Consider the following 22312-nt stretch of genomic DNA (forward strand, 5'->3'; position numbering starts at 1 on the left):
AACTTATTTACCACGTTGCGCCAGTGCCGCTGCCAAAGCCTCTGGCGGCATATATCCACCTAGCAGACTGCCATCCTTAAGGATAATCGCTGGCGTTCCCTGGACGCCAAACTGGAGACCCAATTTGTAATGGTTAGCAATATCCACTTTACAGCTCTTAATTGGCGAAACATCTCCATCTTTAAACGCAGCATCCAATGATTTCTGCGGTGTTGCGCTGCACCAGATAGATTGCATATCTTTAGCAGATTGGTGCTGCATACCCTGACGGGGGAACGCCAGATAGCGCACAGTAATACCCAGTTTATTGTACTCTTGCATGTTTTCATGCAATTTATGGCAGTAACCACAGGTAATATCCGTGAAAACGGTAACGACATGCTTCTCTTTTGGCGCTTTGTAGATAATCATTTGATCTGTCATTGCTTCCAGCTTTTTCATCAACAATTGATTACTGACATTCACAGGAGCGCTGCCACTGACATCATAAATTGGCCCTTGCAATAAATATTTCCCGTCATCAGAGAGATAAATGATCCCTTGCTCGGTCACTACCGTATTTAAACCAACAATAGGCGATGGCTGGATGTTTTCTGCTTTTATCCCTAGTTTCTGCATCGTTCTATGGACAGCATCATCATCAGCAAGCGCATTTCCGCTAAACCAGGCCAGTAACAGAGGGAAACATAACACGCTTTTTTTCATTTTAGGTTCCTTTAAATCCGTGCTCACCCACGCGGATGATGTTGTTGATGTAGCAATTTAAGCCGTTCTGTTGCTACATGAGTATATATTTGTGTTGTGGATAGATCACTATGCCCCAATAACATCTGCACAACTCGCAAATCAGCGCCATGATTAAGCAAATGTGTGGCAAATGCGTGACGCAAAACATGGGGAGATAACCGTTCAGCATCGATTCCAGCCAACAGCGCATAATGTTTAATACGATGCCAGAAAGTCTGCCGGGTCATTTGTCGCCCCCGTTTGCTAGGAAAAAGCACATCCAGCGTTGCACCATTCAGTAACCCGGCTCTTCCATACTCCATATAATGCTCTAGCCAGTAAATCGCCTCTTCCCCTAAAGGTACTAACCGCTCTTTATTCCCTTTACCAATCACTCTCACCACGCCTTGACGCAAGCTGACATCGGAAAGGGTCAACCCTACTAGCTCAGATACCCGCAAACCACAGGCATAAAGCACTTCAAGCATCGCTTTATCCCTTAGCTCCACCGGCTGATCTGTACAGGGCGCATTAAGTAGATCCTCGACCTGCTTTTCACTCAAATCTTTAGGCAATCGCTTTGGTAATTTCGGTGCGGACAAAAGCGCTGTCGGATCATCTTCCCGCATTTTTTCCCGATAAAAATAGAGAAACAACTGGCGCATAGCACTGAGTAAACGGGCCGAGCTACTGGCTTTATACCCGCCATCCATACGTTCCGCCAGAAAAGAGTGCAAATCTATCGTCTGGACAGATAATAAATTATGACCATGATGTATCAACCAGTTATCCAGTGCTTGTAAATCCAACCGGTAAGAAGCAAGCGTATTTTCCGCGAGATCATGTTCCAACCAGATAGCATCAAGAAATTGTTCTATCAGTGGATTAGTCAACTGAGTTGGTTGTTTTGACACGAAATACTTCCCTTAAATCTGCACATCTCTGTCGGCTATTATGCCTGAAAAAGCAATTATTCTGTTACAATGCCAATCCAGATATTCAAAAACCATAATGATTAATGATGAAGATTGGTCTTTTTTACGGCTCCAGCACCTGCTACACCGAAATGGTAGCAGAGAAAATTCGCGATATCCTCGGTGAAGATTTAGTTGATCTCCACAATATCAAAGAGACAACACCTGAATTAATGGAAGAGTACGCTGTACTGATTCTTGGCATTCCGACATGGGATTTTGGCGAATTACAGGAAGATTGGTTGGAGATTTGGGAGCAAATTCCTTCCCTCGATTTACAGGGGAAAATTGTCGCCATGTATGGTATGGGCGATCAAATTGATTATAGCGATTGGTTTCTTGACGCTCTCGGTATGCTATATCACCATTTACGCCCTTCAGGTGTCCATTTCATTGGCTTCTGGCCAACCAAAGGCTATGAATTTACCAGCCCGAAACCATTAACGGATAATGGCTCACAATTTGTCGGGCTGGCATTAGATGACGTAAACCAGTATGAACAAACTGATGATCGTTTATCGCAATGGTGTATGCAAATCCTGCAAGAAATGGAGCCTCTGCTTTAAATTCAGAAAAATTTCAGCTCAATCAGATATCAGGATATTGCAACAACAGTTGATTAATATGCCTCCATTCATCCTGTGACATACCATCGGATGCGACCCATAAACGGATTTTTTTCTGGTTATAAAAAGATTGAGCCGTAATTAATATGCCATAGCGACATAACCACGGACGCCGGATAATTCGCCACTCGTGCTTCTTCCATTGCAACTTATTATCACTGAACAGAACTAAAAGCCCTTGTGATTTACGGATATTTTTCTGGCTACGCCCCCAACTGGCAATAATCAACAGTACCAAAGGAAGCCAGAAAATCCAGAAAACAGCGTTATCCGCAGGCCACGGAGCAAGTAGCACTATAAGCGCGATTACACCATGAACACAGGTGGAAATTAACTGGGTATGCCAAGATACCCTGAGATCACACCTCCACAGGACCACGATCTTTATTTCTATTCTGAATAAGTTTAATCATGCGAAATAGCTCTTCATCTGCCGGGCGTCCATGATTCATCAACCAGTTAAATAGATCAGGATCAGCACATTCAAGCAAGCGAATAAAAAGTCGTTTATCATCATCACTGAGTGAGTCATATTCATACTCAAAAAACGGCATAATTGAAATATCCAGCTCACGCATTCCACGTCGACATGCCCAATGAATACGTGCTTTATTATCAATATCCATGTTCAAAGAATCCCCTTTTTAATTCTCATTGTTAGTTTTAACGCCATTAGCCATTAAGTCGCCCGGCAAACTCATGCATCATGCCAGCTAATAGCAATAATAACTACTTGCATTGTGCTTCAGCTCTTTTACCATTGATGCATCATTGGCTCAAATATCTGACTGGCAGGATGTGTCATGGCTTATAAAACTCCGTTCTCTTCACAATCTCCATCGTCTTCATCAACCCTTCCCCTGACATTAATATCACTGGATGACTGGGGCCTGATAACCGCAACTGGACCGGATACAGAAAAATATCTACAAAGTCAGGTTACAGCAGATATTTCCGCACTTGCAACGAATCAGCATGTACTTAGTGCGCATTGTGATGCAAAAGGCAAAATGTGGAGTAATCTGCGCCTCTTCCATCGTGGTGAAAGCCTTGCTTATATTGAACGTCGCAGTGTGTTGGAAAACCAGCTTACAGAACTGAAAAAATATGCCGTATTCTCTAAAATTACGCTAGTTCAAGATGAAAATGCGGTATTGCTCGGTGTTGCAGGTAAAAACTGCCGCGAGGCACTGAATAATATTTTCCCAACACTACCCGATGCTGATAATGCTGTCGTTGAACATGAAACTACGACTTTGCTCCATTTTACCTTGCCGTCTGAACGTTTCCTCTTGATAACAAACACCGCAACCGTTGAACAATTAACAGAAAAACTTCAAGCTCAGCTTAATAACAGCGAACAGTGGTTAGCTCTGGATATTGAAGCTGGTTTCCCGATCATTGATGCCGCAAATAGTACGCAATTTATTCCTCAGGCAACTAACCTCCAAGCATTGGCAGGAAGTATCTGTTTTAAAAAAGGGTGTTATACCGGTCAGGAAATGGTGGCCCGCGCTAAATATCGCGGCGCCAATAAACGCGCCATGTACTGGCTGGCTGGCAGTGCTACCAAAACTCCTATGGCTGGAGATGATTTGGAATGGCAATTAGGAGATAAGTGGCGGAGAACAGGCACCGTTTTGGCTGCCGTTAAACTGAATGATAATAGTGTCTGGGTACAAGTCGTCATGAATAACGATATGGAAAATCATAGTGTATTCCGTGTCCGCGACGATGAAGGACATTCACTCGCTATTCAGCCTCTGCCTTATTCTCTCGATGAAGAAAATAATTGATGAGGTTTATATGTCGTTAGCAGTACCTACCGTTGATTTTGGCCCTTTTACTAATGTCATCGGTTTTTTGATGGAGCTGGATAAGCTGAAAAAAGTTCAGCGGCGAACTAAGTTGCTGGATAACTATCGTCGGGAAAATTCAGCCGAGCATAGTTGGCATTTTGCTATCGCCGCAATGAGTTTTGCGCCCTATGTAAAAGGGGTAGATATCCAGCGGGTTATTCAAATGGCATTAATTCACGATATTGTAGAAATTGATGCCGGTGATGTGATGGTTTACGATTTAGCAGCCCGTGAGGCCATTCATGAACAGGAAGTCAAAGCCGCCCACCGTCTTTTTGGTTTACTCCCCGAACCACAAAAAAGTTATTTTATGTCACTTTGGCAAGAGTATGAAGCCAAAGAAAGCCAAGACGCCCGCTTTGCCCTTACACTGGATAGACTCATGCCGATGCTGATGAATCTGTATAATAAAGGGCAGAGTTGGGTAGAAGATGGTATTCGTTTTGAGCAAGTAATTAACCGCAATAAATTTATTGCCGATGTCTATCCTGAATTATGGCAGTATCTGCTGCCGCAATTGGAAACCGCACAGAAGAAAGGTTGGTTGAAATAACTTTTCTCGAAAATTTGAGAGCGTTCAGAATTCAGTGCACACATTAACCATATGGTGCACTGAATTAACTACAAACTACGGTTGTTTTAACACTAGATAGGTAATCAACGATGCACGTTCCAACACCAACTTAACACTCTAACAACATCATCCAAATTATTCACCTCAATCACTGTATCTGCTGGTTAGATACCAAGTCTTCTGTCGTTGTGTTCAAGTAAATTGGATTGCCTGGAACAAGATTGCTATTTATCGCCAGCTAAACCAAATCGTTGCACTATTAATAGTAGTCAACCTCGCTATCCCTAATAAACTAATGCGATACAGGCGAAAACTCTAGCTCACTCGTTTCCAAACAGTTTGTATTTAGGAAACGGAAACAAACTTTCTTTATCGTAATCAGTTTTGCAATTTGCCGTTAACATATATCCGTCCCGCATTTCCTGTTCGCTCTCCTGGCTCCCCCGACTTTCCATCAACACCCGCCTGACCGAACTTTCCGGTAATATTCGACGTTGTATCTCCATTCCCAGTATTAGTTAATGTAGAACCGCCATCACCGCCTTTCCCTCTCCATCCCGGCCTACCGCCCGCTCCCGCAAAACCTTGGAATGCCCCACAATTGATGCGCGGATCGCCTTCGGAGTAGCTAAAATATATGTCCCCCCCCATCCCCACTATGACCTCCATTACCCCCATCTCCTCCATCGCCTCCATTTCCTCCGTTCCCTCCAAGCCCAGACTGACACAGTGAGTTAGTAGTAATATGACGATGATTAGAGTCAATAACCTCAAAGAAACTGCCATAACCCCCATTTCCCCCCTTACCACCATCACCTCCATGACCGCCATCACCACCATTACCTCCATTACCTCCCGCCGACCACAAATTTACTGTTCCTCTCACATAAGGACATGCAATAGTTAGTTTATCCCCCGCCTTAGCAGATTCGCCATCCGCTCCCCGCACTCCCGAAGAACCATGAGTTCCATCAGAACCTGGTGAAGGGTTCGTTATACACTTATGTTTATCCTGAAGCCCAGGAGTACCCTTAGCACCATCAGCGCCACTGTTTCCATTTGTACCAACAGCACCATCTTTTCCATCTTTCCCTCTACTGGTAAGGTCATATGAGCTACCTTGAATAACATTTGCTTCAATCCTGCCATTGGTGTAGCAAATCACTTTGCCTTCCGGTTCAATAGTTATCTTGTTGTACACTAAGACAACCGGTTCGCCACGGTTATCTTTATCTCTGATAATCAACGGATTATCTTTACTTATAGTAATTTCGTCGCCACTGTAGAACGCAACTTTCATCGGAAAACGCTTAGCATTGAGCATTTCTTCATAATCTTTGACCAAAGCAGAATCACCATAGATATAAGCACTAAAGGCCTTGCACAAATCAATATGGTTAGCCGGGACGTTTACCAGCCGTTCAACAGAAAACGGTTCAGGTAACGGATGATGGGATTCCATTTTTCCAGAGCTATACTGACTGTCAGGCACGCCGTTGAGTGCTTTCAGCTCTTGTATCGTTTGTACTGTAAAAAACGCAGGCGGCACAGTAGCCGTTTTCAGATCGTTAGAGAATATTACCGGCCCGTCAAAGTCAGAGGTCTTAAGTTGCTTTGGCTGTCGCTCCAAGCCAAACGGATGATGATATTGATGTAATATTGCCAACGTCTCAGCAACCGTTCTTATTTTATCCATGAGAACTCTCCTAAGTTTAAATTTATACGTTTAGAATAACTTCATATATTAATTATCCATCTGACCAAGTTGAAAAATTCCTATTACTATCACTACCGGTTATGTCACTAATATTGCTAATAGTCAGAATTTCGCTCTGGCTAATCACCAAATTAGCCAAGGCAAAAACATCGATTTTTTCTGGCAAAGAATATGGATACCTCAACAACAGGCAGGCCAGAAAAATAACTCCCATGAAAATTAATCAGGCAAGTATTTATTTACTTTACAGAAAACAATTAGATGCAATATTTAAATTACACAATTTTAAATATTAATATAAACCTCCACTTTTTTCATTAATTATGGAAAATATTTCTGTGATACATCACTACTTTTCAACAGATGCTAATTAAAAACTTCAACTCTATATTTTCCTCATTGTATTATTAGGAAATAATAATATTATTTTAATTTTAAAAAATCACAGCAAAATATAAACCTACAGATATTACTAAATAATGAAATTATGAATGTAATTTAAATTAAAGATAGAAAATAATTCTTCTTTACAAGAAAAAGATTCTTTCACGAATAAAATCCAATTTTTAAAAAACTCACTTTACAAAGAAACGCCTAAATGACCAACAAAAAGGTCAATAAAATAGCCCTAGTGAAATAAACAGTAAATCAAAATAACTGAATCAACAATAGATTTGGAGCAATAATTATCCCGATACAGTGTAGCCATTGGAAATGGCTACACATCAGGTTGCTGATAAACCTATTTAAAAAACAGGGTATTTTCGCATCATCGAAAATTTCAGATAGCGTGTTGTTGGCCAATAAATTTTCTCTAAGTAAAACAAGTTTAAATATCACCATATCCAATAAACTAATGCGATACAGACGAAAACCCGAACTCACTCATTTCCAAACAGTTGATGTTTAGGAAACGGAAATAAACTTTCTTTATTGGCTATCTTGCAATTTACCGTTAACATAGATCCGCCCCACATTTCCTTTTTGCTCTCCTGGCTCTCCCCGCTTTCCATCAGTACCCGCTTGACCAAATTCTCCGGTAATACTCGACGTTGTACCTCCACCCCCAGAGTTAGTCAATGTAGAGCCACCATCACCACCTTTCCCTCTCATTCCCGGATGACCACCAGCTCCCGGAATACCTGGTGATGCTAAACATTTAATGAGCGGATTGCCTTCGGAATAGCTAAAATATATGTCCCCCCCATCCCCACTATGACCTCCATTCCCCCCATCCCCTCCATCGCCTCCATCTCCTCCTTTCCCTCCGTTCCCAGACTTACACAGAGAGGTAGTAGTATTATAATCATGATGATCACCAACAGCCTTATCAACACTACCATAACCCCCGTCTCCTCCCTTACCACCATTACCTCCATGACCGCCATCACCACCATTACCTCCATTACCTCCCGCCGACCACAAATTTACTGTACCTCTCACATAAGGGCATGCGATAGTTAGTTTCTCCCCCGCTTTACCAGGCTCACCATCTGCTCCCCGCGCTCCCGAAGAACCGTTAGTTCCATCAGAACCTGGTGCTGCGTCCGTTGTACACTCATGTTTATTCTGAATACCAGGATTACCCTTAGCGCCATCAGCTCCACTGTTTCCATCTGTACCAGCAGCACCATCTTTTCCATAGTCCGCTGTATTGGTAAAGTGATACGAGTTCCCTTGAATGACATTCGCTTCAATCCTGCCATTGGTGTAGCAAATCACTTCACCTTCCGGTTCAATAGTTATCTTGTCATACACCAAGACAACCAGTTTGCCGCTGTGATCTTTATCTCTGATAATCAGCGGATTATCTTTGCTTATCGTGATCTCGTCGCCACTGTAGAACGCAACTTTCATCGGAAAACGCTTAGCATTGAGCATTTCTTCATAATCTTTCACCAAAGCAGAATCACCATAGATATAAGCACTAAAGGCTTTGCACAAATCAATATGATTATCAGGGGCATTTGCCAGCCGTTCAGCAGAAAATGGTTCAGGTAACGGATGATGGGATTCCATTTTTCCAGAGCTATACTGATTATCAGGCACACCGTTGAGTGCTTTCAGCTCTTGTATCGTTTGCACTGTAAAAAATGCAGGCGGCACAGTGGCCGTTTCCAGATCGTTAGAAAATATTACCGGCCCGTCAAAGTCGGCGGTCTTAAGCTGCTTTAGCTGTCGTTCCAGACCAAACGGATGATGATATTGATGTAATATTGCCAACGTCTCAGCAACCGTTCTTATTTTTTCCATGAAAATTCTCCTAAGTTTAAATTTATACGTTTAGAATAACTTCATATATCAATTATCCATCTGACCACGTTTCCAAATCTCTACTACTATCACTACCGGTTATGTCACTAAATAGCTAATAGTCAGAATTTTGCCCCTGACTAATCATCAGATTAGCCGGAGCAAAAACATCGATTTTTTCTGACAAAGGGTATAACCATTTCAACAACCGGCAGGCCAGAAAAATAATTGCGACGAGAATTAATTAGGTAAATATTTATTTACTTTACAGAAAGTCATTAGATACAATATTGGAATTTATCAATTTAAAATATTAATGTAAATTACCATTTCTTCCATTAATTATAGAAAATATTTCCGTGATATATCACTACCTTTTAATAGATGCTAATTGAAAATTTCGATTTTATATTTATCGTTTCCAAACAGTTTATGTTTAGAAAACGGAACGTTCAACATAATTTTCCTTCAACGTAATTTGCCATTGATATATATCTGCCCCCCCTTTCCTTGCATCCCTGGCCTCCCTGACTCTCCATTAATCCCCTTTTTACCAGGAATTCCAGAACAATTTAAGTTTCTAATTCTATCCTTCATATCACACCACGCAGAACCACCATCACCGCCTTTCCCTCCCCTTCCCGCTCTACCACCAGCCCCTGGCAAACCTGCTGTTGACCAATAACTCATGTTTGGATTACCAGTAGAATAGTTACACTCTATGTCACCCCCATCTCCACCATTCCCCCCATTACCTCCATTCCCACCCGCCCCTCCCATTTGCTCCATCCCCCCCATTCCCAGAAAAATAACGTGGGTCCGTAGTAACATAACTATGACCACCAGAACAATCCCCATCGGCACCATTATAACAAAAGCCTCCATCTCCACCGTTCCCCCCCACCGCCACCATCACCGCCACCCCCTCCATTTCCCCCAGCCCCTCCTTCAGACACCAAATACACCTCTCCATCCAGATGAGCAGTTGTGACACTTAATTTCTCCGCCACTCCACCTGGTTCTCCATCCGATCCTTTCGTTCCCGGAGAACCTTCAGTTCCATCGGTACCCGGTGTAGGGGGAGTTACACAGGTATCTTTTTTCTTACGACCAGGTAAACCATCAATGCCATTCACTCCGCTATTTCCAGCCGCGCCAGGAGCACCCATTTCTCCATCTCGCCCTTTATGGACAAAGTGCAGCGGCCCGCCTCCAAGCCCTTGAATGGCATTCGCTTCAATCCTGCCATTGGTGTAGCAAATTACTTTGCCTTCCGGTTCAACGGTTATCTGGTCGTACACCAAGACAACCAGTTCGCCACATTGTTCTTTATCTTTAATAATCAATGGATTACTTGCAGAAACAGTGATCTCTTCACCATTGTAAAACGCAACTTTCATCGGAAAACGCTTAGCATTTAGCATTTCTTCATAATCTTTGACCAAAGCAGAATCACCATAGATATAGGCGCGAAAGGCTTTGCATAAATCAATATGATTAGCCGAGACGTTTGCCAGACGTTCAGCAGAAAACGGTTCAGGTAACGGATGATAGGGTTCCATTTTTCCAGGACCATACCGACTGTCAGGTACACCGCCAAGTGCTTTCAGCTCTTGTATCGTTTGTATTGTAAAAAATGCCGGCGGCACAGTAGCCGTTTCCGGATCGTTAGAAAATATTACCGGCCCGTCAAAGTCGGCGGTCTTAAGTTGCTTTGGCTGTCGTTCCAGACCAACCGGATGGTGATATTGATGTAATATTGCTAACGTTTCAGCAACCGTTCTTATTTTTTCCATGAAAATTCTCCTAAGTTTAAGTCTATACAGTTAGAATAACTTCGTATATCAATTACCCATCTGACCAAGTTCCCAAATCTCTACTACTATCACTACCGGTTATGTCACTAAATAGCGAATAGTCAGAATTTTTCCCCTGACTAATCACCAGATTAGCCAGAGTGAAAACATCGATTTTTTCTGACAAAGGATATAGCCACTTCCAACAACCGGCAGGCCAGAAAAATAATTACGACGAGAATTAATTAGGTAAATATTTATTCACTTACGGAAGTCAATTTAAATATGAAATTTAAATTACACAATTTAAAATATTAATATAATTCACCACTTTTTCCATTAATTATGACGAATATCTCCGTGATATATCACTACCCCTTAATAGATACTAATTAAAAATTTCAATTTTATATTTATCTCATGGGGTATTATTATAAAATACAAATAAAAACAATGAGCATAATTGTATTTTTCAAAAATCACAAAGAATCTGTAAATAACTCTGTCATGTAAAACCCGTGTTTCCTGATGTTTTCTCTTCTAATATCAAGCTATTTTTCCAGATTTTAAAGCCACACTGACAGATAAAAAACGTCTCTTCTTATCTATTCTATCATTGGTAAAAACTCGACAGTGATAGTCGAAGCTTTAAAAATCAACAACCTGAAAGCCCTATCGGGCTTTCAGAAAATACTTTGACTCAGGTTATTCCTACTTCGCAATTAACTTAACTTGCAATCGATACGTAATCAACGATGCAAGTTCCGACAGTGGCTTATTGTTCAACAACAATTCCAATGGGATATCCACGCGTAACTGTTTGTTAATTTTTTGCACCAACATCACCCCATTCAGCGAATCAATACCATTATCAGTCAGTGGTTGATCCGGATGAAAAACCTCAGCTTTCGTCCCAACAATCTCACCGCAGAAAGCCTGTAATAAACTGATAACATCATCCAAGTTATTGGCCTCAAGCGCCCTGTCTGCTGGTAAAGCCTGAGCTACGCTTTCCTGCTGAATATCACGAAATAATGCCAGATGGCGCATTGGACCAGAGAGTAATACTGACCAATCAGCCAAGAACGGCACCAGTTGCGGCTCAATGCGGGCAAACAGACGCTCTAACGTGGCTAACCCCTCCTCTAAGCTAAATAGCGGCAGCCCATTGTCTTCGGACACCGGGAGCATGCGACTATCTCGTAAAGCGATACCTGCTTTCCACGGCCCCCAGTTAAGGCTCAACGCAGGTAAACCTTGCTGACGCCGCAAATAGGCCAAGCTGTCCAGCATGGCATTTGCGGCTGCATAAGATGCCATACCCGGCAAAGACAATAATGAGCTTATTGAGGAAAACATAACGAAATGCTCTAACGGCGCATCAGCTAATGCCTGATGCAGTGTCCAGGCAGAAAGTGCTTTAGCGGCAAAGACTCTATCGAAAGCCTGAGTACTCAGTTCACGATATCCTTGAGCTTCAACATGCGCGGCACAATGAATTACGCCTCGTAACGGCTGACTGGCCCGTTGCCGATACTGAGCCAGACAATTATTAGTCATTTTTACATCACCCAGATCAACCGGCAGATATTCTGCTTCAATCCCCTGTTGACGTAGCATTTCCAGTAACATCTGATCATCCGTATCAAGCGTATGACAACGACCGATCAACAACAAATGACGAGCACCACGCTTCACCATCCAGGAAATCAACTGACGTCCCATTCCCCCGAAAGCGCCCGTCAGCAAATAGCTGCCGTCTGGACGAAAATGCACCAACGGCAACAAAGGCGGTATTTCTGGCAATGGCACAAGACGTAGCGCATAGCGTTGATCACGACGCAGAGCTAATTGATCCTCACCATCATCTGTTAATAATGCATCCCACCACTGAGCTGGCGTAGTAGTACTGTCAATATCCAACAACCCTCCCCAGAGTGAAGTTGCTTCCTGTTGACCGATAACCCGCATCATTCCCCATAATGCCGCAGCAAACGGATCAGGCAGATCTTGTTCAGTCACCTGATGAGCATATCGAGTTATGACCCACAGGCGTGGTTTCACCGCTCGTTCTGCCAATGCCGCACACAAATAGATCAAAGCATGATAGGTCTTGCGTGGATTATGTAACGGCCAGAGGATCAGTATCCTTTCAACCTCAGAAGGAAGAGTATCAACCAACTCCTGAACTTTCTGCTCACTGTCAGGCAGGCCGGAACGTAGATAGGCATATCCACCACGCCGTCGCAATTCACTCGCCAATTCCTCTGCCAACACAGTTTCATCGCCAAAAATAGCCCATCGTGCTAAACATGGTGCTAAAGGTGCTAGCAATGGGCAAGAAGGCACTTCACGCCACAGGGGTTGACCTATCACCAGATTGTGAGGTACTGGCAATAAATCGCTTTTCCTGTTACTGACAAGCTGAACGCAAAATCCTTTGATTTGGCAAATCAGTATGCCGCGGTCCGTGCATACATCAATATCACCAAGCCACTGTTGTTGTGTCTGCTCAGTCATTCGAGCATGGGCTGTTACTCGACCTGATAGTTTACCGTTAATGCGTAGATGTCGAATAGTTACCGGAATACGGAAATCGCTAGCAGGGATTGGAGCATTAACGCCAACAGACTGAATCGCCAGCAGCGACTGGAAAATGCCATCCAAAGCCGCCGGGTGGAAATTCATTCCCTCTGGCGTAGGTGGCAACTCAATCTCACAGATTGTCTCCTTTTCACCGATAATCGCCTGACACAGAGTACGAAATACCCCGCTGTAACTAAAATGCAGGTGTTGAAACGCCTGATACAATTCCTTCTGATACAATTCTTTCTGATACAATTCCCCCTGACACAACGTCTCCTGAGCCTCCTGATTCTGCGTACCAAGATAGCGCTCATTTACAACTGATGATGGGATAACACAGGCAGTCGCGCCCGGTACAACAATGTTTACTTGTGCACTGGCTGCAAATTGGTATTGGGTATCTTCATCCAGATGACTGGCAGTGTATACCTGCACTTCCATTCGCTGACGATCCAAGCGGGTTTTTAGCCTGAACTCCATGCCGGGTTCCAGCAGTAAAGCCGATTGCAACACAATATTATTCAGCGCCAATCCAACACCCGGAAAACAGATACGCGCCGCGGTTAACATGACTTCGATATAGCCGGCAGCAGGAAACATCGCATTTCCCATGACGACATGATCGAGTAGCCAAGGCACCTGCTCAACAACCAATTCAGCCTGCCAACTCTCGCTACCTGGCTGTGCTTCGCCCAATAACACACCGCTCGACTTGCGCAGCCGGTGACGACGGCTGATTTTCGGTTCATGCCAATAAGATTGTTGATGCCAGGGATATGTTGGCAGATCGATTAAATGAGCCATAGGCGTCATAGTCCGCCAATCAGGCTCAATACCGGCTTCAAATAATTGGCCCAATAGCTGTGACCAGTTCTGCCCTGTTCGACAAGCAAACACTTGGCCGCGATAAGGTTTACTCCAATCCTTCAATCCACCGCTCAACAGGGATGTGGGTGAAATTTCAAGGAAATGGTGGAAACCTGCTCTCAGCATATTTTCCATCGCATCATCAAAACGAAAGGGTTCGATCATATTGTCAGCCCAATGCTCAGGGCCCAACTTATCATTAATTTTCTTCCCTGTGACTGATGAGAACACGGGTAATAAAGGTTTTGAGGCCGAAATAGTCGCAGCATCGGCAATTAACCCTGCCCGGAGTGGTTCCAGCAATGGAGAATGGGCAGCAATACCATAGTTAATGTGGCTACTGGCGATACGATGATGTTTTAAACGATGGGAAATGGCAGTTAATCCGCTTACAGGACCCGATAACAGACAACTATTGGCGCTATTTCTTCCAGCAATCACAACTGCGGGATCAACATCATGGGCAGACAAATAGGGCTGTATCTGTTCCACCGTAGCCGCTACCATCAACAATCCGCCCTTCTGATCCAACGCGCTTTGCAGATCACAATAGCGGTAATAACGATGATACAAAAGTGTTAATGCCTGAGTCAGATCATAAATTCCCGCCAGATAACAAGCCGCCATTTCACCGGTACTATGACCCAGCAATGCCGCTGGCCTAAATCCCCACTGCTGCAACTGAGCGACCATAGATATTTGTACCGCAAACTGCACCGGCGGCGCCATTAAATCGTCAGTAACCAGTAATGCAGCACGTAGAGACGGCGCAGAAAACTCAGCCCAAATAGCTTCGCAACGCCTGAATTGCTCGGCAAATGCAGGAAATAACTGAAACCAAGTTGCCACCTCCTGCCACCCTTCACCGCCAACACCAGGAAACACCCAAGCCAAGTGATCTACCTTTCTATTATTATGCTTCGGCGACAGACTCAGATGAGTTAACTGTTGTTGCAACTGTTTTCGATCACTAAATATTATGGCTTTACGCAGCGGGAAACGGTGACGAGTTATCGCTAAACTGTAACATAGATCATCAAGGGCAATCTCTGGCTGCTGCTGTAGTAAATCGGCAATACGCTGTGCTTGTTGTGTCAGGGAAAACTCAGATTGGGCAGATAATGGCAACATAAAGGCTTGCCCTTCGGTCTCGCGAAGTTGTACGCAAGGGGCCGCATGATTGCTCAATACCACATGGACATTCGTCCCGCCAAAACCAAAAGAATTCACCCCCGCGACAACTCTACCTTCAGGCAATGACGTTAACTGTCGCGGAACTTGCAATCCTAATTCCACAAAACGGATATAGGGGTTAGGCGGATCGGCATGTAAATTGCCCGGCACTTGCCTTCGCTGTAAACATAATACTGCTTTAATCAATCCGGCAATGCCCGCTGCGGCTTCTGTATGACCAATCACGGATTTACACGCACCGATCAGTAATGGGCGATCTGTCGGTTCTGGACGGCATACCAACCCCAAAGCTTCTGCTTCTATCGGATCACCGATCGCCGTTCCAGTACCATGAGCCTCAATATAATCAATCTCTTCCGGCGAAATTCCGGCTTGAGCACAGGCTGCCCGAATCACCCGCTGCTGTGCCGCGCCGCTTGGTTGGGTCATCGTGGCAGTACGGCCATCCTGATTTGCGGCCGAACCGTGGATCACGGCCAAGATGGGATCGCCATCCTGTAAAGCAGCACCCAAAGGTTTCAGCAAAACAGCGCCCACCCCTTCACTACGCACATAACCATCAGCGTTAGCTGAAAAGCTGTGACAACGATTGGTCAGTGACAGAAAACCAGTACGGCTTTCCACTATCGAAAAATCAGGGATCAGCATTAACTGACTGCCGCCTGCCAGCGCCAATTGTGACTCTCCCCGCCGTAAACTGTCACAAGCCAAATGTACCGCCAATAAGGACGATGAACAGGCGCTATCGATGGTCAAAGATGGCCCTTGAAAATCAAACGCATGGGAAATACGGTTTGACAACATGGTTCCCATTGTGCCAGTTGAGGTATAGCCCGTCATCTGACGCAAATCAGTAAATTGCAGGTGCAAATAATCATGAGTGAAAGCGCCAATATAGACACCAACCGCCTGACCCGCCAACGATTTTGGTGGTATTCTCGCTCGCTCCAGCGCTTCCCAAGTTACCTGCAACATCAGACGATGTTGTGGATCAATAAAAGGCGCTTCTGCGCTACTGATACTAAACGCCGCTGCATCAAAACCGGCTATATCAGTGATAAACCCTCCTTCTCGCGCCACCATTCGCCCTGGTAGATTGCGATCCCGAGAATAATAAGCCTGAGTTGACCAACGTTCGGGGGGTACTGGGGTAATAGCGTCACTTGAACCACACAACAGTTGCCAAAATTCCTCTGGGGAGTTAACGCCCCCCGGAAAACGGCAACCCATACCGATAATGGCAATCGGCATATTGTCACTTCTCATCATATTGATATCCATAGTGGGATTCTTTACTCCGATCTGTTACTTACCCGATTATCGCGCTTACTCATTAACACCATTCAGTCGGACTAGGAATACATTTCGGCGGATGAGGTAGTAAGCCAAAGCTCTAACCCCTCTCTCCCTTATTTATAGTCGTTTAGCCAGTCCAAAGCCCGATCATCACCATGCTTCTGTGCATTACCGTTAACATATACCTTGCCAGCAGTACCTGCATCGCCGGATTTTCCATCAGTACCAGCGTCACCAGATACTCCGTCATGACCCTCACTATTTAATTCACCACTACTACCGCCACCTGACCCACCTATTCCGCCTGTTCCTCCCTTACCACCTATCCCTCCATTTCCGCCATAACCTTTATATGACAGCGCATTAATTACTGGCTGACCCTGAGTGAAATTGACATAGATGTTACCACTGTCCCCACCTTTACCCCCATTCCCCCCATCCCCTCCATTTCCGCCATCCCCTCCCCTGCCTCCATATCCAGCAATACATTTTTTTGTTGCATCTCCTCCATTTCCCCCATTCCCTCCATTCCCCCCATTACCGCCATATCCACCATTCCCACCCTTACCGCCTATCGATGCCGCGTTGACTACTCCAGTAAAAAGTTCAACATCAATAATGACATCATTTGCACTTCCCCCCCTTTTGCCATCCATCCCTTGCGCTCCAGAAGAACCGCCAGTTGCATCAGTACCTGGCGTGGATTTAACAGAGCAACCGTGTTTATCCTCTGAACCAATATAACCATTGCTGCCATTCACTCCATTACTTCCCTGTTCGCCCCCAAAACCATCGGCTCCATCAAGACCTTTACTGACAATGCTCTGCTTTTTATCATTGCCATTCCCTACAACAGTGTTAGCTTCGACCTTACCATTAGTGCGGTAAATAATTTGACCTCCCGGTTCAATGATTATCTGGTCATACACCAAGACAACGGGTTCGCCATAATCATCTTTATCTTCAACAATCAATGGCGCACCTGCGGTAACAGTAATTCTTTCGCCACTGTATAACGCAACCTTCATCGGGAAACGCTTAGCATTAAGAATTCTTTCATAATCTTTAACCAAAGCAGAATCACCATAAATATAGGCCCTAAAAGCTTTGCACAAATCGATATGATAACCGGTGACATTTGCTAGTCGTTCAGCAGAAAACGGTTCAGGTAACGGATGATGGGGCTCCATTCTGCCAGGGCCATACTCACTGTCAGAAATACCCCCGAGTGCTTTCAGCTCCTGTATGGTTTGTACCGTAAAAAACGCAGGCGGCACAGAAGCTGTCTCTGGATCGTTAGAGAATATTACCTTGCCGTCAAAATCCGAGGTCTTAAGTTGCTTTGGCTGCCGTTCCACACCAATCAGATTATAATCCTGACGTAATACCGCCAAGGTTTCAGCAACAGTTCTTCTTTTATCCACGGGAATTCTCCTGAGTTTATATGTTGTTTAAGATAACTTCATATATCCATTATCCATTTGGTCAATCTCCAGAATATATGCTGTTATTACTACCGTTCGTGGTACTGAATGGCTGAATAGCCATAGCGAAAACATCGATTTTTTCTGGCAAAGGATATAAATTTTCAACAACGGGTAGGCCAGAAAAATAATTTCCATGAGAATTAATTAGGTAAGCATTTATTCACTTTATATAAAGGGATTGGATATAACATTTAAATCACACAATTTGAAATGTTAATGTAATTATCCATTTTTTTCATTAATTAAAGATAATATTTCTGTGATACATCACTATCTTTTTATGTATGCTAGTCAAAAATTTCAATTTTATATTTATCTCACTGGTTATTATTAGAAAACAAAAACAATAAATATGATTGTATTTTTTCAAAAAATCACAACAAGATAGAAATATATAGATATTATCGAACAATGAAATTATGAGTGTAATTTAAATAAAGGATAAAAAATAATGCTTATCCTTGGATTCACAAAGTAAATCAAAATAACTGAGTCAGACAACAAGGCAGATTAATATCATAGGGAGATTTCTCGGCTAATTCGATAAGCAAAACCAAGACCTGACCTCATCTCCCCCCTCATTTATACCCGTTATCTTTCAAGTTGCTTCTTTGTTAGCTGGTCACATAGTTCTCTATGCTCCCTGGGATTCGCTCCCTTGCCGTCGCGATCCATCTTGAAATCCATTAGGTATATGTATTAGCTCAGACCAGCCTGATTGCGGCACCACTAATGATCAGGTTTTTTTTCTTTACCGTTGATATATATCTTGCCAGTGGCACCGTCATCGCCAAATTCTCCCACACGACCAGTTTTACCACTGAACCCATATTTTTCACTTTTTTTAGGAAAGTGTGGCATAGGGTTATCTCCAGGATAACCACCTATTCCGCCCAATCCCCCTCTCCCGCCTTCCCCGCCAAAACCACAATATGACTCAACCTCAAGTATTGGATCACCGTCAGAGTAATTAACATATATGTTGCCACTGTCGCCACCTTTACCCCCATTCCCTCCATTTCCGCCATCTCCTCCATTTGCCCCATTTCCCGAATCCGCACTAAGACACTTCCTGATTTCTCCATTTTTCAAAGGTCCCGAACTCCCTCCATTTCCCCCTTGCCCCCCGGCGCCGCCAAGCCCCCCGGTACCGCCATTTCCACCTCTGCCACCTAACGTTACCGCCCTTATTATTCCAGTAACATATTGAACATCAATAGTTAGGTCATTTGCTCCTCCCCCTGGAGCGCCATCACCCCCAGGCGCACCGGCAGAACCCGGCGCACCATCCATACCCGGCGTAGCGTCAATTAAGCAGCCATATTTATCCGATATACCATCACCACCATCGCTGCCGGTAGCTCCACGAGATCCCATTGCACCATCAACCCCATTGGCGCCATGAGTGCCTTTATTAATAATGCCTTGATGTATAGAACTTCCATTCCCTACAAGAGTGTTAGCTTCGATCCGACCATTAGTGCGGTAAATAATTTGACCTCCCGGTTCAATGATTATCTCGTCATATACCAAAACAACCGGTTCGCCATAGTCATCTTTATCCTCAACAATCAATGGATTATCGGCAGTGATAGTGATTTTTTCCCCACTGTATAATGCAACCGTCATCGGGAAACGCTTCGCATTAAGCATTTCTTCATAATCTTTGACTAAAGCAGAATCACCATAAATATAGGCCCTAAAAGCTTTGCACAAATCAATATGATACCCCATGACATCTGCCAGTCGTTCAGCAGAAAACGGCTCAGGTAACGGATGATGGGGCTCCATTTTGCCGGGGCCATATTCACTGTCAGGCACACCGCCGAGTTCCTTCATCTCTTGTATTGTCTGTACCGTGAGAAATGCAGGTGTCACAGTAGCTGTCTTTGGATCGTTAGAGAATATTACCTTGCCGTCAAAATCCGAGGTCTTAAGTTGCTTTGGCTGCCGTTCTATACCAACCAAATGATGATACTGATGTAATTTCGCCAAAGTTTCAGCAACAGTTTTTCTTTTGTCCACGGGAATTCTCCTGAGTTTATACGCTGTTTAAGATAACTTCACATATCCGTTGTTCATTTGACCAGGTTTTAAAGTATCTACTGTTATTACTACCGGTTGTGGTACTGAATGGCTAAATAGCCAGAATTTTGCCTTTGACTAGTTACCAGATTAGCCATAGCAAAAATATCGATTTTTTCTGGCAAAGGATATGGTCACTTCAACAATAGGTATGCCAGAAAAATAATCACTATGAGAATGAATTAGGTAAGTATTTATTCACTTTACAGAAAGCAATTAGATACGATATTACAATTACGCAATTTAAAATATTAATGTAATTCCCCATTTTTTCCATTAATTATAAAAAATATTTCTGTGATACATCACTCCCTTTTAATAGATATTAATTAAAAATTTCAATTTTATACTTATCTCATGAGGTATTATTAGAAAATACAAATAAAACAATAAGTACGATTCTATTTTTCAAAAATCACCATAAGATATAAATCCATAGACATTAATTATCATGATATAGTGCAGCTATCGGCAATAGCTGCACATCTTGTTGTAGTTCAATACGGGCAAATCGGCAATTTAATATGGTGACGGTTCCCCGGTTCTGTCGGACAAAGCTTCCAATTTCATAAACCATCAGACCCGCTGCCGATTCACATCGATATTTCTTACTTCGATTAATCATTTGCAAAAAAATTATTATATTTACTCATCAACGCCAAACCGTCAGCTCAATTACCGTCGTTCAAACCAGCCTGATTATTGCGCCCCTAAGGATTAACCCTGTACATTACCGTTAACATATATCTTGCCAGCTACACCTACACCTACCCCTCCTGATTTTCCATCAATACCATCTTGACCAGATATTCCTGGCTGACTACTATCGCCAGCTCCTCCTTTCCCGCCTTCTCCTCCTTTCCCGCCTTTCCCTCCATTACCGCCATTACCTCCATATGACCGAGCATTAATTACCGGCTGACCTTCAGGAAAATAAATATATACGTTACCACTATCTCCACCTTTCCCTCCATTGCCCGCATGCCCTCCATCTCCACCATTACCCCCGTTCCCACCACTCCCTGCGCTACATTTGCCTACTTCATTACCTCCATTGCCTCCTGTCCCTCCATTGCCGCCATTTCCACCATTACCGCCATTCCCTCCATTGCCGCCTATAGACAACACATTTACTGGCCCAGTAATAAGTTGAACATCAATAACTATGTCATTTGCATTTCCACCACTTCCTCCCCCCATCCCTAATCCTCCGGAAGAGCCGTCAATTGCATCAGTACCGGCGGTGGATTCAACAGCGCAGCCGTATGCCTTATCTATGCCAGCAACACCATCTCTGCCATTAAGTCCATTACATCCTGATTCACCATCAAAACCATCAATTCCATTACTGCCTTTACTGATAAAATCAGGCTTCTGAGCACTTCCATGACCTACAATAGCATTAGCTTTAACCGTACCATTAGTGCAGTAAATAATTTCACCTCCTGGCTCAATGGTTATCTGGTCGTATACCAAGACAACAGGTTCGCCATAGCAATCTTTATCTGCAATAATCAATGGTTTATCTGCGGATATTGTGAGTTCTTCGCCACCGAAGAACGCAATTTTCATCGGAAAACGCTTAGCATTAAGCATTTCCTCATAATCTCTGACCAAAGCAGAATCACCATAGATATAGGCACGAAAGGCTTTGCATAAATCAATATGATTACCAGAGGCGTCTGCCAGTCGTTCAGCAGAAAACGGTTCAGGTAACGGATGATGGGGTTCCATTTTTCCAGAGCCATAATGACTGTCAGGCACCCCACCGAGTGCTTTCAGCTCTTGTATCGTTTGCACCGTAAAAAATGCAGGCGGCACAGTAGCCGTTTCCAGATCGTTAGAAAATACCACCGGCCCATCAAAGTCGGAGGTCTTAAGTTGCTTTGGCTGTCGTTCTATACCAAACAAATGGTGACGTTGACGTAATACTGCTAAAGCCTCAGAAAACGTTCTTATTTTATCCATGAGAATTCCTCTGAATTTAAGTTTATACATTTAGGATAACTTCATATATCCGTTGTCTATTTAGCCAAGTTCTAAAGTCTCTACTGCCATCACTACCGGTAATGTCACTATACCCGTCATCTTTCAAGTTGCCTCTTTGTTGGCTGCACTCGCTCACCCCAGTCACATAGTTACCTATGCTCCCGGGGATTCACTCCCTTGCCGTCGCGATACATCTTGAAATCCATAGGGTATAAACTGCTAATAGTAAAATCTTGCTTTTGGCTAATGACCAGATTAGCCGTAGCGAAAACATCAGTTTTTT

Annotated in this window: 18 protein-coding genes; 3 read left to right on the forward strand and 15 right to left on the reverse strand. The window is 43.7% G+C overall.

What is annotated here, in order from left to right:
* Positions 1 to 3: 3 nt before the first annotated feature.
* Positions 4 to 705: a bifunctional protein-disulfide isomerase/oxidoreductase DsbC gene (gene dsbC, locus C6H66_RS10410; RefSeq protein ID WP_046394524.1), complete on the reverse strand. Its 702-nt coding sequence runs from the start codon at positions 703 to 705 to the stop codon at positions 4 to 6.
* A gap of 23 nt (positions 706 to 728) precedes the next feature.
* Positions 729 to 1640 (reverse strand): site-specific tyrosine recombinase XerD, encoded by a 912-nt coding sequence (xerD, locus tag C6H66_RS10415; protein WP_046394523.1) that lies wholly within the window; start codon positions 1638 to 1640, stop codon positions 729 to 731.
* Positions 1641 to 1747: 107 nt separating this feature from the next.
* Here xerD and fldB point away from each other — a divergent pair, with 107 nt between their 5' ends.
* Positions 1748 to 2266, forward strand: a complete 519-nt coding sequence (gene fldB, locus C6H66_RS10420; RefSeq protein ID WP_046394522.1) for a flavodoxin FldB — start codon at positions 1748 to 1750, stop codon at positions 2264 to 2266.
* A gap of 22 nt (positions 2267 to 2288) precedes the next feature.
* Here the strand turns inward: fldB and C6H66_RS10425 are convergent, their stop codons facing one another.
* Both C6H66_RS10425 and sdhE read right to left on the reverse strand, forming a co-directional pair.
* Positions 2289 to 2705, reverse strand: coding sequence for a protein YgfX (locus tag C6H66_RS10425; RefSeq protein ID WP_046394521.1), 417 nt, complete (start codon positions 2703 to 2705; stop codon positions 2289 to 2291).
* Complete coding sequence (gene sdhE / locus C6H66_RS10430) at positions 2686 to 2952, reverse strand: FAD assembly factor SdhE (protein ID WP_036777610.1); 267 nt, start codon at positions 2950 to 2952, stop codon at positions 2686 to 2688. The genes C6H66_RS10425 and sdhE overlap by 20 nt, the downstream gene beginning before the upstream one ends.
* Positions 2953 to 3129: 177 nt before the next feature.
* Between sdhE and ygfZ the strand changes: the two genes are divergently transcribed.
* The gene (gene ygfZ, locus C6H66_RS10435; protein ID WP_105395550.1) at positions 3130 to 4122 is read left to right on the forward strand and encodes a tRNA-modifying protein YgfZ; all 993 of its coding nucleotides are present in this window, start codon (positions 3130 to 3132) and stop codon (positions 4120 to 4122) included.
* Positions 4123 to 4132: 10 nt separating this feature from the next.
* Positions 4133 to 4738, forward strand: coding sequence for an HD domain-containing protein (locus C6H66_RS10440; RefSeq protein ID WP_105395551.1), 606 nt, complete (start codon positions 4133 to 4135; stop codon positions 4736 to 4738).
* A gap of 399 nt (positions 4739 to 5137) precedes the next feature.
* Here C6H66_RS10440 and C6H66_RS26750 read toward each other — a convergent pair whose 3' ends face one another.
* The 11 genes from C6H66_RS26750 to C6H66_RS10480 all read right to left on the reverse strand — a co-directional run bounded on the left by C6H66_RS26750 (position 5138) and on the right by C6H66_RS10480 (position 22008).
* The gene (locus C6H66_RS26750) at positions 5138 to 5428 is read right to left on the reverse strand and encodes a hypothetical protein (RefSeq protein ID WP_248000655.1); all 291 of its coding nucleotides are present in this window, start codon (positions 5426 to 5428) and stop codon (positions 5138 to 5140) included.
* On the reverse strand, positions 5388 to 6455 hold the full coding sequence (locus C6H66_RS10445; RefSeq protein ID WP_248000657.1) for a collagen-like protein: 1068 nt from the start codon (positions 6453 to 6455) through the stop codon (positions 5388 to 5390). Before C6H66_RS10445 ends, C6H66_RS26750 begins: the two co-directional genes overlap by 41 nt.
* A 951-nt stretch (positions 6456 to 7406) precedes the next feature.
* Positions 7407 to 8729, reverse strand: coding sequence for a collagen-like triple helix repeat-containing protein (locus tag C6H66_RS10450; RefSeq protein WP_105395552.1), 1323 nt, complete (start codon positions 8727 to 8729; stop codon positions 7407 to 7409).
* Between the two features lie 468 nt (positions 8730 to 9197).
* On the reverse strand, positions 9198 to 9614 hold the full coding sequence (locus C6H66_RS27425; protein WP_339416386.1) for a hypothetical protein: 417 nt from the start codon (positions 9612 to 9614) through the stop codon (positions 9198 to 9200).
* Positions 9596 to 10525 (reverse strand): hypothetical protein, encoded by a 930-nt coding sequence (locus C6H66_RS25910; RefSeq protein WP_339416389.1) that lies wholly within the window; start codon positions 10523 to 10525, stop codon positions 9596 to 9598. The genes C6H66_RS27425 and C6H66_RS25910 overlap by 19 nt, the downstream gene beginning before the upstream one ends.
* 52 nt (positions 10526 to 10577) lie before the next feature.
* Positions 10578 to 10712 (reverse strand): hypothetical protein, encoded by a 135-nt coding sequence (locus C6H66_RS27275; RefSeq protein WP_256448139.1) that lies wholly within the window; start codon positions 10710 to 10712, stop codon positions 10578 to 10580.
* Positions 10713 to 11236: 524 nt separating this feature from the next.
* A complete protein-coding gene (locus C6H66_RS10460) occupies positions 11237 to 16441 on the reverse strand; it encodes a type I polyketide synthase (RefSeq protein ID WP_181150180.1) in 5205 nt (1734 codons plus the stop codon).
* 140 nt (positions 16442 to 16581) lie between these two features.
* Positions 16582 to 17892, reverse strand: a complete 1311-nt coding sequence (locus C6H66_RS10465) for a hypothetical protein (RefSeq protein ID WP_105395555.1) — start codon at positions 17890 to 17892, stop codon at positions 16582 to 16584.
* Between the two features lie 792 nt (positions 17893 to 18684).
* Positions 18685 to 19980, reverse strand: coding sequence for a hypothetical protein (locus C6H66_RS26755; protein WP_105395556.1), 1296 nt, complete (start codon positions 19978 to 19980; stop codon positions 18685 to 18687).
* 502 nt (positions 19981 to 20482) lie between these two features.
* A complete protein-coding gene (locus tag C6H66_RS27280) occupies positions 20483 to 20617 on the reverse strand; it encodes a hypothetical protein (protein ID WP_256448140.1) in 135 nt (44 codons plus the stop codon).
* A 140-nt stretch (positions 20618 to 20757) separates the two neighbouring features.
* The gene (locus C6H66_RS10480) at positions 20758 to 22008 is read right to left on the reverse strand and encodes a hypothetical protein (RefSeq protein ID WP_105395557.1); all 1251 of its coding nucleotides are present in this window, start codon (positions 22006 to 22008) and stop codon (positions 20758 to 20760) included.
* Positions 22009 to 22312: the final 304 nt, after the last annotated feature.

The organism is Photorhabdus hindustanensis, assembly GCF_002968995.1.
GTDB lineage: Bacteria > Pseudomonadota > Gammaproteobacteria > Enterobacterales > Enterobacteriaceae > Photorhabdus > Photorhabdus akhurstii.

What these genes read in the sequence shown, in the direction of transcription:
- dsbC (WP_046394524.1), bottom strand. Translation starts at nt 705, where the DNA reads ATGAAAAAAAGCGTGTTATGTTTCCCTCTGTTACTGGCCTGGTTTAGC.
- fldB (WP_046394522.1), top strand. Translation starts at nt 1,748, where the DNA reads ATGAAGATTGGTCTTTTTTACGGCTCCAGCACCTGCTACACCGAAATG.
- sdhE (WP_036777610.1), bottom strand. Translation starts at nt 2,952, where the DNA reads ATGGATATTGATAATAAAGCACGTATTCATTGGGCATGTCGACGTGGA.
- ygfZ (WP_105395550.1), top strand. Translation starts at nt 3,130, where the DNA reads ATGGCTTATAAAACTCCGTTCTCTTCACAATCTCCATCGTCTTCATCA.
- C6H66_RS10440 (WP_105395551.1), top strand. Translation starts at nt 4,133, where the DNA reads ATGTCGTTAGCAGTACCTACCGTTGATTTTGGCCCTTTTACTAATGTC.
- C6H66_RS26750 (WP_248000655.1), bottom strand. Translation starts at nt 5,428, where the DNA reads ATGGAGGTCATAGTGGGGATGGGGGGGGACATATATTTTAGCTACTCC.
- C6H66_RS10445 (WP_248000657.1), bottom strand. Translation starts at nt 6,455, where the DNA reads ATGGATAAAATAAGAACGGTTGCTGAGACGTTGGCAATATTACATCAA.
- C6H66_RS10450 (WP_105395552.1), bottom strand. Translation starts at nt 8,729, where the DNA reads ATGGAAAAAATAAGAACGGTTGCTGAGACGTTGGCAATATTACATCAA.
- C6H66_RS27425 (WP_339416386.1), bottom strand. Translation starts at nt 9,614, where the DNA reads ATGGAGGCTTTTGTTATAATGGTGCCGATGGGGATTGTTCTGGTGGTC.
- C6H66_RS25910 (WP_339416389.1), bottom strand. Translation starts at nt 10,525, where the DNA reads ATGGAAAAAATAAGAACGGTTGCTGAAACGTTAGCAATATTACATCAA.
- C6H66_RS10460 (WP_181150180.1), bottom strand. Translation starts at nt 16,441, where the DNA reads ATGATGAGAAGTGACAATATGCCGATTGCCATTATCGGTATGGGTTGC.
- C6H66_RS27280 (WP_256448140.1), bottom strand. Translation starts at nt 20,617, where the DNA reads ATGGTTTATGAAATTGGAAGCTTTGTCCGACAGAACCGGGGAACCGTC.
- C6H66_RS10480 (WP_105395557.1), bottom strand. Translation starts at nt 22,008, where the DNA reads ATGGATAAAATAAGAACGTTTTCTGAGGCTTTAGCAGTATTACGTCAA.